This window comes from Herbiconiux oxytropis (assembly GCF_024979315.1).
Lineage (GTDB): Bacteria > Actinomycetota > Actinomycetes > Actinomycetales > Microbacteriaceae > Herbiconiux > Herbiconiux oxytropis.
The window spans coordinates 17,546-33,612 of record NZ_JANLCK010000007.1 but is presented as its reverse complement, the minus strand read 5'-3'; the positions used below and the strand labels follow the sequence as shown (position 1 = coordinate 33,612).

Here is a 16,067-nt window from a genome sequence, read left to right as displayed (position 1 = left end):
CCGGGGGCTCGCCTGGGCGCTCGCTGGTAATCGGCCCGCCGATGTCCCCCACCTGGCCGCCTGCATCAGCACCGCGCGATCCGTATCCTCGACACGTGGGAGTCCCGATCGATCGCTCGACCATGCTGATCCGTCCCCGCGTGCAGCTCATCCGGCAGACCCGCCTCGCCGCCGCGGCCCTCATCCTCCCGGTCTTCGCGGCCATGCTGTGGTTCTCGCTTCCGCGCGGCACCTGGCTCCGCGTCGCCATCGCGTTCGCGTTCGTGCTCGCCCTCTACCTGGCCGGGTCTGCTCTCTTGCGCGGTGTGAGCATCCGGTTGGGCCCGGACGGCCTCGTCGAGCGCGGCTTCTTCCGCCGTCAGAGCCGCATCCCGGCCAAGCGGATCGCCGCCGCGGTCGTGATCGACGTCTATCGCGGGGTGACCGCCGAGACCGACCGCCAGCTCTTCCTCGTCGACACCACGGGCGAGCTGCTCGTGCGGATGCGCGGAGAGTTCTGGACCAACGAGGCCATCGAGACCGTCGCCGCCGCGTTCGAGGTGCCCGTGCGGCGGGCCCCCGATCCGATCACCGCGACCCAGCTGCGCCACGACCACGCCGATCTCCTCTTCTGGTTCGAGCGATGGCCGTGGGCCGGCCGGCTCACGATCGCGGGAGTGATCGCGTTGCTCGCGCTCATCCTGATCGCCCTGATGTCACCCGAGGCGCTCGTGCTCACTCCCGCTGCGGAGCGCTGAGGCCGAACACGACGCCCTCGGCGCTCTGCCTCAACCGCTCGAAGCCGATGCGGGGGTAGAACGCGAGGGCGCCGGCGTTCTCGGGATCGACCACCACGTGCACGCCGGTGCCCGGCGGAAGGCCCTCGACGAAGCGGTCGATCAGACGGCGGCCGAGGCCGCCACCCCTCGCACCTTCGCCGAGGTCGATGTGCAGGTGGGCGGGGTAGTCGTCGCATTCCACGGGAAGCATATGTGCGGCGTGCTCGCGCCGGGCGGGGTCGTCGAGCGGGGATCCCCCGGCGGCATCGGCCCAGTCGGCACGGACGAAATCGGCGACATAGGCCCGGGTGTCGGCCGTGCCGAGCACGTAGCCGACCACGACCCCGTGGCGTTCCGCCACGAAGGCATGCTCGGGCTCGAGCAGCAGGTACGGGGTCGCCCAGCGGTGGGTCAGCTCGCGCGGGTCGGGGTGCAGAGGTGTGGCGTCGCGGCCGGCGTCACCCGTCTCGAGGCAGATCCGCTCGACCGCCGCGCGGTCTTCCGGCCGGTAGGGGCGGACGGTGAAGGATGCAGGTTCTGGCGTCACGAGACCGAGAGCACGACGGGCGTGCGGAGCGCCCAGTCGCCGAGGAGCTCCTCGCGCACCGTCACGCCGGAGCCCGGGCCCGCGGGAACCGCGAGGCGGCCGTCGACGAGCACGAACGACTCCGTGAGGTCTTCGGCGAAGTAGCGGTCGGAGGCGGAGGTGTCGCCCGGCAAGGTGAAGCCCGGCAGGGCCGCGAGGGCCACGTTGGCGGCGCGGCCCACCCCGGTCTCGAGCATGCCACCGCACCACACGGGCACGTCGCGTTCGAGGCAGGCGTCGTGGATGCGGATCGCCTCGAGGTAGCCGCCCACCCGGCCCGGCTTGATGTTGACGATGGAGGTCGCATCCCGCTCGATCGCATCGATGGCGACGTCGACCCCGGTGATCGACTCGTCGAGGCACACGGGGGTGTCGATCGCGCGGGCGAGCCGCACGTGCGTGCGGATGTCCTCCTCCACGAACGGCTGCTCGATCAGCAGGAGGCCGAACGGATCGAGGCCGCGCAGGTGATCGATGTCGGCCTCGGTGTAGGCGGTGTTCGCATCGACCTGGAGCAGGGCGGCGGGGCCGAGGAGCTCGCGCACCGCGGCCACCGGCTCGAGGTCCCAGCCGGGCTTGATCTTGAGCTTGATGCGCCGGTAGCCCGCGTCGCGATAGCCGGCGACCTCCTCGAGCAGCTCGTCGATCGACGGCGAGATCCCCACCGAGACCCCGCAGTCGACCTCGGGCCGCACGGCGCCGAAGAACTCGCCGAAGCTCAGACCGGCCGCCCGTGTCTGCGCATCCAGCACGGCGGTCTCGAGCGCGGCCTTCGCCATCCGGTGCCCCACCACGAAGCGGAGGAGTCCCGCCACGTCGTCGGCCCTCAGGGTGCGCGCCGCGAGCAGGGCCGGGGCGAGGTAGGAGGTGATCACGGCCTCGCAGCCGTCGACGTACTCGTGGGAGTAGAAGGGATCCGTCATCGCCACGCACTCGCCCCAGCCCTCGCCCTCGGCAGTGCGCACGCGCACGAGCAGCACCTCGCGGGCGGTCTGGCGGCCGAAGCTCGTCTCGAAGGGCCGCACGAGCGGCATGCCGATCCGGTGCAGTTCGACGGCTTCGAGGGTGACGGGGAGGGCGCTCATGGGTCGACGCTACCGGGCGCGGGGCCCGGATTCGAGAGCGCGGTCGGGTCGGGGCTTCCAGACGGGCGGATGCGGTAGGCCGCGTTCGCGGTAGAGTCGCGCGGCGAACGGAGCCCACAGCAGCACGGCGACACCTGCGCCGAGCAGCAGACCGCCGATGGTGTCGCTCAGCCAGTGGGCGCCGAGGTAGGTGCGGCTCGCCATCATGAGCACGGTGTAGACGGAGCCGGCCACCCAGATCCACACCCGCACGAAGACGATGCCGAGGGCCACCGAGAGGGTGGCCGCATTGGCGGCGTGGCCGGACGGGAACGAGCCGAAGTCCGAGACCACGAGCATCTCCTCGGGGCGGGCGCGGCCCACCGCCGACTTGAGGATCTGCACCACTGCCGCGCTCGCCACGATCGAGGCCAGGAAGTAGAGGGCGGCCCAGGGGCGGCGGAACAGCAGGAGCAGGCCGATCACGAGCAGCGGGATGACGAAGACGGCCACGAAGCCGCCGCCGAGGTAGTTCATGAAGAGGGAGGGTGCCTCCCAGAAGGTGTTGCGGTTCTCGAGCACCTCCTCCATCCACTCCTCGTCGAAGGCGAACGGGAGCGAGCCCTGTCCGCGGGTCACGAGCACGAGGGCGAGCAGCCCCACCACGAGAAGCGCGACGGCACCGGAGACGATCGGCCAGCGGCGCGCCACCTTGTAGGGGGCGGGGGCCTCGACCGGGCCCGCCGCCTCGGGGACCCGGGCTTCGGGCGGGCGGCCGTGGTCGTGGTCGTCGGGGGCGGCGGGACTCGGCGGTGAGGACATCTCGTGATGCTATCCCGGTGTACGGGATCACGCCCGTGGCTCTGGTCCCGTCGGTGTCAGCCGTCAGCCGTCAGCCGTCAGCCGTCAGGTGTCAGGTGTCAGGTGTCAGCCGTCAGGTGTCAGCCGAGGATCGGCGCCGACGGCGCCGACGTCGCGCTCGTGACGATGTCGATCACGGCGACCGAGAGGTTGAACACCATGTGGGTCACGATCGAGGGGCCGAGGCGTCGAGTGAGCACGGCGAGGCAGCCGAGCACGAGTCCGACGATGAAGAGGGTGATCAGCCGGGAGACGGCGGCGGCGGTCTCGGGCACGCCGTCGAGGTGGAACACGACGAACAGCAGCGACGAGCCGATGACCGCGACGACGGCGGCGAGCCGGTGGCGGTCGGGTGCACGCTCTTCTGTGCCTGTGCCGGTGCCGAGCACCGCCTGCTGCAGGGAGCGGAGCACGAGGCCTCGGAAGTAGAGCTCCTCCACGACGGGCGTCACGATCGAGGCGGCGACGACCGCGGTGAGCGCGAACCACAGCGGGTCGGCGCCCACTCCCCCGCCGTACGGCGTGCTCGGGGTGCCCGAGACCGCGCGGGTGAGCTCGGCGATGCCGACGGCGGAGGCGCGCAGCACGAGCCCGGCGAGCAGTCCGATGGCGAGGTCGACGGGCTGGAAGCGCAGACCGAAGTCGGCGGCCAGGCTCCGGCGGCCCCGCCAGAAGCACGCGATGAGCACCACGGCCACGAGCGGCAGCCATCCGGCCACGATCTGCTCGAGCGCCCAGCGGAGCTGCGGCTGGGTGGCGAGGGCGGGCATCCGCACGAGCGCCTGCACGAGGGCCGACAGCAGCACGAACCCCAGGAGCCCCGCGACCACGTCGACGAGTCCCCACCGCGGCACCCGCCCCGTCTGCACGCTCACCCCACCACGCTAGCGCCTCAGCCCGATCCACCCCCGCACGTCCGCTCCGCGCCCGGGGTGGCGCGAGCGGTCAGTGGGGGGCGAGGAGCGGGCCCGCCGTGGCGAGGGAGGTGCCGCGCGGGAGGGTGCCGGTGAGGCGGCCCTCGGCGAGCGCGAGGGTGCGGTCGCAGTGCTCCAGGAGGAACGCGGTGTCGGTCGAGACGAGCACGGCGCCCTTGCCACCGGCGACCGCCGTGCGGAGGGCGGCGAGCAGGCTGTCGCGCTCGGCGGGGGTCGCGCCATCGAACGGCTCGAGCAGGAGGAGCACCTGGCGCTCGGAGGCGGGGAACGCCTCGAGCAGGCCGAGCACCCTGGCACCCTGATCGCCCTCCCGGCTGAGCGAGCGCACGGCCCCGAGGAGCTTCGCGCCGGTGCCGCGTTCGGCGTCCGAGGGCACCTCGGAGGCGTCGCTCAGCAGTCCGAACGACGCGAGCCCGCGCACCCTCGACTGCGAGACCGGCACGGCGAAACCGCCGAGCAGCTGCATGCGGTAGCGCTGGTGGGGCGTGCCGGCGAAGAAGAGTCCGGCGGCGATGGCGCGCTCGACGGTGTCGGTCTGCACGGTGGTGCCGCTCACTCTCACCTCGCCCGTGGCATCCGTGCCGGCGGAGCGCCCGTAGATGCTGAGCAGCAGATCCTCGGCACCGGATCGACGCAGGCCCGCGACGCCCACGATCTCGCCTGCGCCCACCTCGAACGAGACGTCGTCGACCACGAGCCGTTCGGGCCGCAGCACGTCGTGCACGCTCCACCCGCGCACCCGCAGCAGGTCCCCGCGCGCGTCGGAGGTGGCCGAGGTGGCACCGGATGCGGCGGTGAAAGACGCCTCCGGCGCACCGGAGACGTCTGCACCGGCGACGTCTGCACCGGCGAACATGTCGCGCAGGATCGCCGCACGGACGGCTTCGACGTCGGCGGCAGAAGCCCCGGCGGGCACGACGTGGCGCGCCACCTGCCGGCGCCCGGCGAGCACGGCGACCGAGTCGGCGTAGGCGAGGGCCTGGCGGGGGCGCTGGGTGAGCACGACGACGGCGAGCCCGCGATCGCGCAGCCGCCCGAGCAGCGCGAGGAGACGGGCGGCGTCCCCCGTGGCGTCCGGATGCACAGCGGGGGCGCCGAGCAGGGCGGTGGGCTCGTCGAGCACGATGAGGTCGGCGTCGGCGGTGAGGGCTCTGGCGAGCTCGAGGCGCAGGCGGGCGAGCTCGTCGAGCTGGTCGCCGCGGGTCTCGAGGGGCAGGTCGAGGCCGACGTCGGCGAGCACGAGGGCCGCTTCGGCGCGCATCCGCTTGGTGTCGATGCCGATCGGGATCGGGCCGAGACGGCGAAGCGGCACCCGCCCGAGGAAGACGTTCTCGATCAGGTCGAACCCGCTCGCCACACCCGACCGCGCCGAGATCACCGCGAGCCGAGCAACCGAGGCGGGGCCAGGTCGCACCGGCTGCCGCGAGGGCGCGTTGCGCTGGCGTTCGACCTGCGAGGTGGCCGAGGCGAGCAGGGCCCCGAGATCGGAGGCGGAGGCAGAGCAGACGGCGAGGATCGTCCCGGGCTCCACGCGCAGGGCGGAGGTGGAGCCCGGGCCGATCGGGATCTCGAAGGCCGGCCCGGTCGCCGCTGGATCGCTCACGCCTCCACGCTAGCGGAGGGCGGGCTGAGCGGCGGCGGCCGGGGCCACGAGAGGACGCGCCGAGAACGTCACCCGCGCCAGCGGCGAAGCCGCCGACTCGACGACGGTCTCGGTCACGACAGGCAGCCCCGCCTGTCGAGCGGCCTCCTGCCGCCAGGCGAGCGCCGCCACCACGTCGGGCTCGGTGCGCCGGGTAGAGTCGACCTCCACGACCAGGTCGGGCGCGAGGATCGCTCCCGCCTCGGCGAACTCCCGATGCGCGCAGCGGATGAGCGCAGCACCCCAGACCTCGGGATGCGGCACGGTCGCGTCGACCGCGAGGCACCGCAGCTCCACGGGGTGCACGGAGCCGACGGGGCCCCACCACACCCCGCGCGCCACGACGGCGCCATCGAGGAGGGCGAGCCACGACCACTCGCGGCGATAGGTGCCGGCCGCGAGCCCTCGGCCGTAGGCCTGGGCGTCGACCGACGAGACGGATTCAGGGGGGACGAAACGAAGCAGCGCGCTGTCGAGCGCGCGCGAGGACGAGGTGAACACGGTTGATTTCCTTCAAGCGGGATGCGGGCGATGAAGGCGCTTCCAGGCGGGCCCGACGAAGACCGTCAGGGCATCCGCAGCGCGGCGAGCGGGAGGCTAGCCTGCGACGTGGGAGAACGGGGGAAGCGCGATGTGATCTGAATCAAACATGTGCTCACCTCCTCCTTCTCCGGGCGACCGTGTTGTCGCGGTCTCCGACACTAGCGGCCCGACACGCCCGGGCGCAACCCCTGTCTGAGAAACCGCCCACAGCGGATCCGGAGGAGGAGCCCGGTCCGCCGTGCGGGGCAGCCGTGGATCAGCGCCCGCCCGGGGCCGCCGTGCGGCGCGGCAGTGCGAACACGAGCAGGAAGGCGACGACCGCGAACGCGACGCTCACGCCCATCGCCGCGGCCGAGCTGGTCACGAACGCGCTCGCCACGGCATCCGCCGACGATCCGTTCACCACGAGCGTGCCGAACAGCACGCTGCCGATGACCGCGATGCCCACCGCGCTGCCGATGCGCTGCATGGCGCTGATGACTCCGGAGGCCGCGCCCGCGTCAGGCCGGTCGACAGTCGCCACGATGAACTGGGCGTTCGGGGCGATGAAGAGGCCGTTGCCGAGGCCCGCGATGAACAGCGGGGCGAGGAGGAGCCAGTTGGTGAGATCCGCCGGGTTCGTGACGAGGAGCACGATCCACACCCAGGCGAGCCCCACCGCGACGGCCGCCGTGCCGATGATGAGCACGGTGCGGCCGAGACGCTCGGAGAGGCGGTTGCTCTGACTGGAGCCGATGATGGAGCCGATGGCGAAGGGGATCGAGACCGCCCCCGATTCGAGCGCCGTGTGGCCGAGCCCGCTCTGCCAGAGCAGCGAGATGGTGAAGAAGATGCTCGTGAAGGCTGCGAAGTAGACGAGGGCGAGCACGACTCCGCCCGTGAACGCCGGATGCCGGAAGAGCTTGGGGGGCACGAGGGGCAGGCGGCCGCGCTTGGTGTAGGCGACCTCCCAGGCGCCGAACGCCACGAGGAGGAGCACGCCGGCGGCGAGGACGAGGAAGGTCCAGAGCGGCCAGCCCTCGTCTTCACCCTGGATGAGGGGGACGAGGAGGCCGATGAGGCCACCCGACACGAGGACGAGCCCGACCCAGTCGATGCCGGCCCTGGTGGGGGCGGAAGATGGGCCGGCAGGGGCAGCCGATGCGGGGGCACCGGCAGGCGCGCCTGCACCGGCAGGCGCGGCCTCGGCCGCCACCTCGTCCGTCTCCCTCCGGCCGGGGAGGAGGATCGCCGCCGCGATGAGCGTCGCGATGCCGATCGGGAGGTTGACGCCGAAGACGAGCCGCCAGCCCTCCTCGGATCCGAACGCCTGGATGATGAGACCGCCGATGATGGGGCCGAGGGCGGTCGAGACGCCGATCACGGCGCCCATGATCGCGAAGGCCTTGCCGCGCATCCTGATCGGGAACAGCAACTGGATGTACGCGGTGACCGCGGGCACGAAGATGCCGCCGGCGAGCCCCTGCACGACGCGCGAGGCGATGAGCTGGAAGTCGTTCTGCGACAGCCCGCACGCGAGGCTCGCGAGGGTGAACAGCGCGATGCCGGTGAAGAACACCCACTTGTGGCCGATCCGGTCGCCGATCCGGCCCGCGGGGATGAGTGCGAGACCGAAGGCGAGGGCGTAGCCGGAGATGATCCAGCTGAGGGTCGCCTCGCTCGCGTCGATGCTCGTGCGGATCGAGGGCAGCGCCACGTTCACGATGGTGGTGTCCAGCAGGGCGATGCACATACCCGCCAGCAGGACGATGAGCGCCTGCCAGGCGCGCCTCGATGCAGTCATCCCCTCACTCTGTCACCACTCGGCCGTCGCGTGCGCGCGGACCGCCCCACCCGCGGAGCAGCGGGCGCATAAACCCCACCACTCACGGCGCCGCACGTGCCCGCACGCCGTCTCACGCGGTGTCGTGGGTGCGCGACGTCCGGTGTGGCGCGGAGTTCGCCGAGGCTGCTGTTCTCCGAGCCGGATGCAGTGCCGCTTCAGCTCAGACGTGGCGATGTCCGCGCGAGGCGAGGGCTGCTCCGGCGGCCACGAGGTGGGGGCGGGGGTCGGCCATGGCGGCGGCAGCGGATCCGGCCAGGTCGGTGAGCGCGACGGCGTCGTCGAACGAGGCGGTCGGGCCCTCGATCGCCCCCGCGACGAGTGCCACGCGCACCGGGGCGGACGTGGAGGTGCCGGCGTCGGCCGCTCGCGCCAGGTCGCGCACCGTGGTGGGGACCTTCCCCGCTTCGGACTGGTCGTCGAAGCGGCCCTCCCCGGTGATGACGACGTCGACGCCGGCGAGTCGCTCCGGCAGCCTCAGCAGCTCGGCCACCGCGGTGGCGCCCGGGGTGAGTCGCGCGCCCCACGCGAGCAGCCCGAAGCCCGTGCCGCCGGCTGCGCCCGCGCCGGGGGTCTCGGGGTCGATGCCCGTGGCCTCCGCCAGCACCCGGGCGAACACCGCGAGATTGGCCTCGGCCTGGGGAGCGAGGCCCTCCTCGATCCCCTTCTGAAGCCCGAAGACCGCCACGGCTCCTCGGCGACCGAGCAGGGGGTTGTCGACGTCGCTCAGCACCGCGACGCCCCCGGGCGGCAGAGCGCGGAGCGTCGAGAGGTCGGCGCGCCGGATCGACGCGAGCCCTCCGTTGCCCGGGGCCACCGGACGGCCATCGTCTCCCGTGAAACTCGCCCCGAGCACCTCGAGGGCGCCCGCCCCGCCGTCGGTCGAGGAGCTCCCGCCGATGGCGAGCACCACCTCGTCGACCCCCGCGTCGAGGGCCGCGCGGATGGCCTGGCCGAAGCCGATCGTGTGCGCCTCGAGCGGCCGCAGCCGGTCGAGCAGCGTGATGCCGCTCGTGCTCGCGAGCTCGACCACGGCGGTGCCGCCGAGCCGATCGGCAGCGCCCGACACACCCCTGAGCACCGCGGTCGGCGGCAGCCACAGCCAGGTCGCCTCGATCACGCGGTCGTCGGGACCGGTGACGGTGACCGGGATGCGCCGCGCATCCGGGCGCGCCAGCTCGAAAGCGTCGAGAGCGCCCTCGCCGCCGTCGGCCATCGGGATGCGGACGACGTCGTCGCCCGGGCACACCGAGAGCCACCCCTCGGCCAGCCACTCAGCCGCCTCGACCGCGGTGGCGGTGCCCTTGAACGAGTCCGGCGCGATCACGACACGAGAAGCCACCCGCTCATCCCCTCACGCCGCCCGCCCCTTGTCAACACGCGGAACGTCGCCGAGCACCCAGCGACCCCCACGGGCGACCGGAGATGCCAGAGTGGAGTCATGAGCGATGCGACGACGCCCTCCGTTCCCCCGGCCGCCCGCAACGGGGCCACCTCGGCGGCCACCGACCCCGCCGGCACCGACGCTGCCACCGGCACCGACGCTGCCACCGACCCCGCCGCCGCCCTCGCGCGCCGCCCCCGCGCACACCTCACGTTCACGCTGCCGCCGAACGCGGCCGCCCGGCTCGCCGCCGCCCCCGTGGAGGTCACCACCTCCACCGCCGACCGCGACGACCTGCTCGCCGCCGTGCCGGGCGCTTCCGCCATCGTGAGCCTCGTCACCCACCGCATCGACGGCGAGGTCATGGACGCCGCGGGCCCCTCCCTCCGCCTCGTCGCCAACCTCGGCGTGGGCTACGACAACATCGACGTGCCCGCCGCCACCGCCCGCGGCATCGCCGTGACCAACACCCCCGGCGTGCTCGACGAGGCCACCGCCGACCTCGCCTTCACCCTCCTGCTCGCCACCGCCCGCAGGGTGGTCGAGGCCGACCGCTTCGTGCGCACCGGGGCCGAGTGGCGCTGGGAGCCCGACTTCTTCGTGGGCCTCGACGTGAGCGCGGGCGCCACCCTCGGCATCGTCGGCCTCGGCCGCATCGGCTTCGCGGTGGCGAGGCGGGCGGCCGCGTTCGGGATGCGCATCGTGGCCACGGGCTCGCGCGCGTCGGGCCCCGAGGCGGAGGCCCTGGGCATCCGCGCCGTCGAGCTTGCCGAGCTGCTCGCCGAGAGCGACGTCGTGTCGCTGCACTGCCCGCTCACCTCCGAGACCCGGCACCTCATCGGCGCCGAGCAGTTCGCGGCCATGAAGCGCTCCGCCATCCTCATCAACACCGCCCGCGGGCCCATCGTCGACGAGCTCGCCCTCATCGACGCCCTCCGCGACGGCGTCATCGGCGCCGCCGGCCTCGACGTCTTCGAGTGGGAGCCCGCCATCAGCCAGGGCCTCCTCGCCCTGCCGAACGTCGTCGCGGTGCCGCACATCGGCAGCGCCGGCGCCGCCACGCGCGAGCGCATGGGCGACCTCGCGGTGCAGAACGTCGTCGCGGTCCTCGGTGGCCTTCCACCGGTCACACCGGTCTAGCCCGCCCGCATCAGCACCGAAGCGGCTATGCGGGGATGCGGCGATGCGCCCCCGCACCGCTCAGTACCGGATCGCGTCGATCACCTTCACGCGCACCGCCACGAGCGCCGGCAGCAGCCCCGCGAGGGCCCCCACGGCGGTCGCGGCCACGAGCCCGAGCAGGGCGGCATCGACGGGGAACGGCGGGAAGTCGGTGATCATGCCCTGCCCCACGAGATCTCGCACCCACGGGCTCTGCACGATGAGCACCGCCGCGACGACTCCCGCGATACCGGCCGCGACCGTCGCCACGACGCTCTCCATCATCACGGCGAAGAACACCCGCCCGGCCGTCGCACCGAAGCTCCGCCGGATGCCGATCTCCCGCACCCGCTGCTTAACCGTCACGAGCGCGATGTTGACGAGCCCGAGCGCCCCGAGCAGCAGCACGAGCACGGCGATCCCGCCCACCACGAGCTTCGTCACGAGGAACGGGTCGTCGCCGTACTGCGCGAAGTCCTGCCGAAACACGTCGACCTGCACCCCCTCGCCGAGGGCTGCGGTGAAGTCGCGCTGCAGCAGCGGGATGAGCGGTTCGGCGAGCGCGGGAGGCACCCACATCTCGTACTGGGTCTGCGCGCCGCCCGCGAACGGGTCGGCGAAGCCCCCCGCGCCGCCGCCACCACCCGTGGGGTCGGCCGCCTGCACGGCCGCGAACTGGTCGACGAGCATGAACATCGACGGCTCGGTCTCGTAGCTCGCCACCGGGGTGACCCCCGTGACCACCGCGATCGTGGTGGGCTGCGCGCCTTGGCCGCCGAGCTTCACGGTGGGATGCGTTGCGAGGTCGGGCGAGCCGATCCGCTCCCAGAAGATCTGGTTCACGATCAGGCGCGGTGCGAGCTGGAGCGCGTCGCCCGGAGTGAACCAGGCACCCTCGGAGACGCGCACGCGGTGCATCTCGCCGTAGGGCTGGTCGACGGCCTGCACGCCCACGGGCACGATGCCGTCGACGAACCCCACGTTCTGCGAGCCCGAGAGCACCCGGCTGCCGTAGGTCACGTCGTAGCGCTCGAGGGTCTCGGCCCACGTGGCATCCATGAGCTCGCCGTCGATCTCGGCAGACCCGCCGGCGCCGGTGCCGTCGCTGTAGGCCGAGAGGTAGAGGGTCGCGGGGCGCCCGCTCGAGCGCTCGCTGAGCTCCTCGTTGGCCTGCTGCACGATGGCGCCGAGCGCCACCACGGTGGTGAGCGAGCACACCGCGACCGCCACCCCGATGAGCGAGAGCAGCACTCGGGTGCGGTGGATGCGCAGCTCCTGCCATGCCTCGAGAACGGCCCCCACGAAACCGGTGAGCGCGCGCTTCATGCGGATGCCCCGAAGGCGCCGGCCCCGGAGGCCCCGGCCCCGTCGGCGGCGAGCGCCGCCGTCCGCTCCCCCACGCCCGCATCCGCCCGCCGCAGCACGCCGCGGTCGAGCCGGTAGTGGTCGCGGGCGCGCGTGGCGATGGCCGGATCGTGCGTGATGATCACGAGGGCCGCCCCCGTGCGCGTGGCGACGTCGTCGATGAGCTCCATCACGGTCTGCCCCGTGTCGAGGTCGAGGGCGCCGGTGGGCTCGTCGGCGAGGATGAGGCTCGGCCCGCGCACGAGCGACCGCGCGATCGCGACCCGCTGCTGCTCGCCGCCCGAGAGCCGATCCGGCAGGCTGGTGAGCCGGTGTCCGAGCCCGACCTGCTCGAGCATCTCGGCGGCGATCGCCTTGCGCCGCCAGAACTGCGTGCCGCTGGCGTAGAGCAGCGGCATGGTCACGTTCTCGAGCGCCGTGCGGCCAGGCAGCAGGTTGAACTGCTGGAAGATGAACCCGATCCGGGCCCCCCGCACGCGGTCGCGCTCGGCGCTCGAGTACGACTTCACGGGCCGGTCGTCGAAGGTGAGGGTGCCGCTCGTGGGCTGGTCGAGGAGGCCCATCAGGTTGAGCAGCGTCGACTTGCCCGATCCGGAGCGGCCGACGATCGACACCCGGTCTCCGGGCTCGACGGTGAGGTCGACCCCGTTCAGGATGGTCAGCGCCGGCTGATCGGGCGGGATCACCGTGCGGGTGACCTCGCTGAGGTGCAGCAGCGACATCAGCCGGCGCAGCTCATGCTGCCGTCGGGAAGGCTGATGCAGTTCTCCATGCCCTCCATGCCTCCGCCAGGCACGGCGAGCGCGCCGGGGGCGAACTCGAGGATCTCCTCGCCCTCGGTGAGCCCGCCCGTGATCTCCACGAACGTCCCGTCGCTCAGCCCGAGCCCGACGGCGCGCTCCTCGGTGCCACCGTCGGTCGTCGACACCCACACCGTGCCGGTCTGGGCTGCACCGCGCACGGCCGTCATCGGCACCACGAGCACGTTGTCGACCTGACCGCCTGCGAGCGTCATCTCGGCGGTGAGTCCGGAGAAGACGACCTGGCCGTTCGGCACCGGGCAGGTGACCGTGGTGGAGCCGGCACCACCGCCGGCGCCACCGCCCGGCGCGCCGCCCGACCCGCCCGAACCGGTTCCGCCCGACCCGCCACCGGAATCCGTGCCCGTGCTGCCCGGCAGCGGGGTGATGATGCGGAGCCCCGTGCAGACGAACGGGGCCGGGCCGCCGCTGATGGCGACCGACGCCTCGGTGGGCTGGTTCACGAGCCGGTACTGCTGCGCGGGCTCGAGGGTGCCGCTGACCGAGAACGTGGGCGGTGCCACCTGGCCCGTGACCTCGCCGATCGTCACCGCCTGGCCTTCGATCACGCCGAGCGAGCTGAGGGTGCCGGATGCCGGTGCGGTCACCTCCACGTAGCGGAAGATCGCGGGCAGCGGCTTGCCCTCGGCGTCGACGCTCGCCGCCGGATCGCGCTCGATCTCGACCTTGACGTCGAACACCACGTCGCCCGCGCTCACGCCGGCGCCCTGGGCCACGAAGATCTCGTCGACGGTGCCCGCGGCGGTGGCCTTCACGGGCACGGCGGCGTCGGCGGAGACGGTGGCCTGCACGATCACGTCGTTCGTGATGCTGCCGATGCCCACCACGGTGCGGGGCTCGACGATCTCGCCCGTCGGCACCGCCGGATCCGCCTCCTCCGCCTGATCGGGGAAGAAGGCGAGTTTGCCGAGGGCGACGGCGATCACGAGGATCAGGACGATGCGGAGGATCGGGAAGACCCAGGTTCGGACGACTCCCACAGCACTCCTTGCTCGCCGGACAGAACCCCCAGCCTAGGGGCCGGAGGCCCGCTGCTTCCAGCGCGGCAGGCTGAACAGCGCGCGAAGTCCGAGGAGCTCGGCGAGAGCCTCGAGGCCCACGCTGAGACCGAGGGTGATGAGGAGCAGGAGCCATGGGTAGGCGATGAGGAGGGTCTGGTCGTCGAGGATGGCATCGGCCAGGTCCGGGTTCTCCGCCAGGATGTCGTTGGCGGCGATGAAGACGAACGGGTGCACGAGGAAGATCGGCAGCGTGTGGCGGCCGAGGTAGCGCACGGGCGCCACGAGGATGTGCCCACCGATGCGGGCCGAGAGCACGAGCCCGAAGAGCACCCCGGCGGCGCCGGCGAGCAGGTAGAGGCCGAAGTCGACCCAGAGCTCGAGGTAGAGGGCGGTGAGCGCGGCGTAGCCCGCGCCTGCGCCGAGCACGAGGAGGAGCGCCGGCCACGCCCGGAGAGCTGCGACGCTCGCCACGATCCAGTCGATCACCTGGGGTGCGCGGGAGGCGAGCGCGTAGAAGACGAATGAGCGGAGCAGGTTCTGGGCGAGGCCGTCGACGAACGTGGTGCCGATGATGGAGACCATCGTGCCGACGATCACCACCACGGGCGCCGGCACGTCGCGGGTGAGTCTCGTGACCGTGAAGAAGAGCACGAGGGCGTAGAGGTACCAGAGCGTGGTCTGCGGCCAGAGGAGGTTGTCGGTGAAGTACTCCCACGGGCTCACCTCGCCGCGCACGCCGAGGGCGGCCCGCCAGACGTCGATGGCGATGTTGACACCGAGCCACAGCACGAACAGGTAGACGGGCTGGACGATGCGGCCGTGCAGGCTCGATCCCCAGGAGCGCTCCACCGCTCGGGACGCCAGGAACCCCGAGACGAGGAAGAACAACGGCATGCGGAGGGGGCTCGTGAAGTCGAGCACCGACTTCACGACCGCGGCGCCGTCTTCGCCCCGGAAGAACCAGGTGTAGTGCAGGAAGTACAGGTGCATGAGCACCACGAGCACGACGCTCACCCCGCGCGCGAAGTCGGCCCAGGCCGCCCGCTCGCGCGCGCCGGCCGGGCGGGCACCTGCGTGCGCGTCGCCCGCGGCGGTCGCGGGCGACGCGGGCGCTTCGGCCGTCACCGGACTAGAAGTCCCAGTCCTCGTCCTCCGTGTTGACCGCCTTGCCGATGACGTAGGAGGAGCCGGAGCCGGAGAAGAAGTCGTGGTTCTCGTCGGCGTTCGGGGAGAGGGCGGAGAGGATGGCCGGGTTGACGTCGGTGACCTGCTTCGGGAACATCGGCTCGTAGCCGAGGTTCATGAGCGCCTTGTTGGCGTTGTAGTGCAGGAACTTCTTGACGTCTTCGGTGAGGCCGACCTCGTCGTAGAGATCCTGCGTGTACTGGGTCTCGTTCTCGTAGAGGTCGTAGAGCAGCGAGAAGGTGTAGTCCTTCAGCTCGTCGCGCTTGGCCTGGTCGATGAGCTCGAGCCCGCGCTGGAACTTGTAGCCGATGTAGTAGCCGTGCACCGCCTCGTCCTTGATGATGAGGCGGATGAGGTCGGCCGTGTTCGTGAGCTTGGCGTGCGACGACCAGTACATCGGCAGGTAGAACCCGGAGTAGAAGAGGAAGCTCTCGAGCAGCGTCGAGGCGACCTTCCGCTTCAGCGGGTCGTCGCCGTGGTAGTAGTCGAGCACGATCGAGGCCTTCTTCTGAAGGTTCGGGTTCTCGACCGACCAGCGGAACGCCTCGTCGATGTCCTTCGTGTTCGACAGCGTCGAGAAGATCGACGAGTACGACTTGGCGTGCACCGACTCCATGAACGCGATGTTCGTGTAGACGGCCTCCTCGTGCGGCGTCAGCGCATCCGGGATGAGCGAGACCGCTCCGACCGTGCCCTGGATGGTGTCGAGCAGGGTGAGGCCTGTGAACACCCGCATCGTGAGCTGCTGCTCGGCGGGCGTGAGCGTGTTCCACGACTGCACGTCGTTCGACAGCGGCACCTTCTCGGGCAGCCAGAAGTTGTTGACGAGGCGGTTCCAGACCTCGACGTCCTTCTCGTCCTGGATGCGGTTCCAGTTGATGGCCTGCACCTTGTTGAGCAGCTTGAGCGGCTCGGAGGGGGGAGGGGTCATGACTCCGT

The 16,067-nt window shown here is 72.1% G+C and carries 15 protein-coding genes; 2 read left to right on the top strand and 13 right to left on the bottom strand.

Going from position 1 to position 16,067, the window contains the following annotated elements; all coding sequences use genetic code 11:
- Positions 1-95 precede the first annotated feature (95 nt).
- Positions 96-737 carry a hypothetical protein gene (locus N1028_RS13025; protein ID WP_259529679.1) on the top strand — a complete coding sequence of 214 codons (642 nt, stop codon included), beginning with the start codon at positions 96-98 and terminating at the stop codon, positions 735-737.
- Here N1028_RS13025 and N1028_RS13020 read toward each other — a convergent pair.
- From N1028_RS13020 to N1028_RS12985, 8 genes are all read right to left on the bottom strand, one after another.
- Complete coding sequence (locus tag N1028_RS13020; RefSeq protein WP_259529678.1) at positions 715-1,305, bottom strand: GNAT family N-acetyltransferase; 591 nt, start codon at positions 1,303-1,305, stop codon at positions 715-717. The genes N1028_RS13025 and N1028_RS13020 overlap by 23 nt on opposite strands.
- Entirely contained in the window at positions 1,302-2,429 is a 1,128-nt protein-coding gene (menC, locus tag N1028_RS13015; RefSeq protein WP_259529677.1) for an o-succinylbenzoate synthase, read from the bottom strand. Before menC ends, N1028_RS13020 begins: the two co-directional genes overlap by 4 nt.
- Positions 2,430-2,438: 9 nt before the next feature.
- Positions 2,439-3,230: a phosphatase PAP2 family protein gene (locus N1028_RS13010; protein WP_259529676.1), complete on the bottom strand. Its 792-nt coding sequence runs from the start codon at positions 3,228-3,230 to the stop codon at positions 2,439-2,441.
- 119 nt (positions 3,231-3,349) lie between these two features.
- Positions 3,350-4,144: a CPBP family intramembrane glutamic endopeptidase gene (locus N1028_RS13005; RefSeq protein WP_259529675.1), complete on the bottom strand. Its 795-nt coding sequence runs from the start codon at positions 4,142-4,144 to the stop codon at positions 3,350-3,352.
- Positions 4,145-4,214: 70 nt separating this feature from the next.
- Complete coding sequence (locus tag N1028_RS13000) at positions 4,215-5,807, bottom strand: sugar ABC transporter ATP-binding protein (protein WP_259529674.1); 1,593 nt, start codon at positions 5,805-5,807, stop codon at positions 4,215-4,217.
- Positions 5,808-5,816: 9 nt separating this feature from the next.
- Positions 5,817-6,347, bottom strand: coding sequence for a hypothetical protein (locus N1028_RS12995; protein WP_259529672.1), 531 nt, complete (start codon positions 6,345-6,347; stop codon positions 5,817-5,819).
- Positions 6,348-6,645: 298 nt separating this feature from the next.
- A complete protein-coding gene (locus tag N1028_RS12990; protein ID WP_259529670.1) occupies positions 6,646-8,172 on the bottom strand; it encodes an MFS transporter in 1,527 nt (508 codons plus the stop codon).
- A 202-nt stretch (positions 8,173-8,374) separates the two neighbouring features.
- Positions 8,375-9,553, bottom strand: coding sequence for a glycerate kinase (locus tag N1028_RS12985; RefSeq protein WP_259529668.1), 1,179 nt, complete (start codon positions 9,551-9,553; stop codon positions 8,375-8,377).
- A 99-nt stretch (positions 9,554-9,652) separates the two neighbouring features.
- Here N1028_RS12985 and N1028_RS12980 point away from each other — a divergent pair, with 99 nt between their 5' ends.
- Positions 9,653-10,735, top strand: coding sequence for a 2-hydroxyacid dehydrogenase (locus N1028_RS12980; RefSeq protein WP_259529666.1), 1,083 nt, complete (start codon positions 9,653-9,655; stop codon positions 10,733-10,735).
- 60 nt (positions 10,736-10,795) lie between these two features.
- On the opposite strand, the gene N1028_RS12975 is transcribed toward N1028_RS12980, so the two are convergent.
- The 5 genes from N1028_RS12975 to nrdF are packed head-to-tail and all read right to left on the bottom strand — an operon-like array spanning position 10,796 to position 16,059.
- A complete protein-coding gene (locus N1028_RS12975) occupies positions 10,796-12,082 on the bottom strand; it encodes an ABC transporter permease (RefSeq protein WP_259529664.1) in 1,287 nt (428 codons plus the stop codon).
- Positions 12,079-12,843, bottom strand: coding sequence for an ABC transporter ATP-binding protein (locus N1028_RS12970; RefSeq protein WP_259529662.1), 765 nt, complete (start codon positions 12,841-12,843; stop codon positions 12,079-12,081). Before N1028_RS12970 ends, N1028_RS12975 begins: the two co-directional genes overlap by 4 nt.
- Positions 12,843-13,922, bottom strand: coding sequence for a permuted SH3 domain-containing protein (locus N1028_RS12965; protein WP_259529661.1), 1,080 nt, complete (start codon positions 13,920-13,922; stop codon positions 12,843-12,845). Before N1028_RS12965 ends, N1028_RS12970 begins: the two co-directional genes overlap by 1 nt.
- A 33-nt stretch (positions 13,923-13,955) precedes the next feature.
- Entirely contained in the window at positions 13,956-15,068 is a 1,113-nt protein-coding gene (locus N1028_RS12960; RefSeq protein WP_259529659.1) for an acyltransferase family protein, read from the bottom strand.
- Positions 15,069-15,072: 4 nt separating this feature from the next.
- Positions 15,073-16,059, bottom strand: a complete 987-nt coding sequence (gene nrdF / locus N1028_RS12955; RefSeq protein ID WP_259529657.1) for a class 1b ribonucleoside-diphosphate reductase subunit beta — start codon at positions 16,057-16,059, stop codon at positions 15,073-15,075.
- Positions 16,060-16,067: the final 8 nt, after the last annotated feature.

Coding starts and splice junctions, on each gene's coding strand:
- menC (WP_259529677.1), bottom strand. CDS start 2,429: ATGAGCGCCCTCCCCGTCACCCTCGAAGCCGTCGAACTGCACCGGATC.
- N1028_RS13010 (WP_259529676.1), bottom strand. CDS start 3,230: ATGTCCTCACCGCCGAGTCCCGCCGCCCCCGACGACCACGACCACGGC.
- N1028_RS12990 (WP_259529670.1), bottom strand. CDS start 8,172: ATGACTGCATCGAGGCGCGCCTGGCAGGCGCTCATCGTCCTGCTGGCG.
- N1028_RS12980 (WP_259529666.1), top strand. CDS start 9,653: ATGAGCGATGCGACGACGCCCTCCGTTCCCCCGGCCGCCCGCAACGGG.
- N1028_RS12975 (WP_259529664.1), bottom strand. CDS start 12,082: ATGAAGCGCGCGCTCACCGGTTTCGTGGGGGCCGTTCTCGAGGCATGG.
- N1028_RS12970 (WP_259529662.1), bottom strand. CDS start 12,843: ATGTCGCTGCTGCACCTCAGCGAGGTCACCCGCACGGTGATCCCGCCC.
- nrdF (WP_259529657.1), bottom strand. CDS start 16,059: ATGACCCCTCCCCCCTCCGAGCCGCTCAAGCTGCTCAACAAGGTGCAG.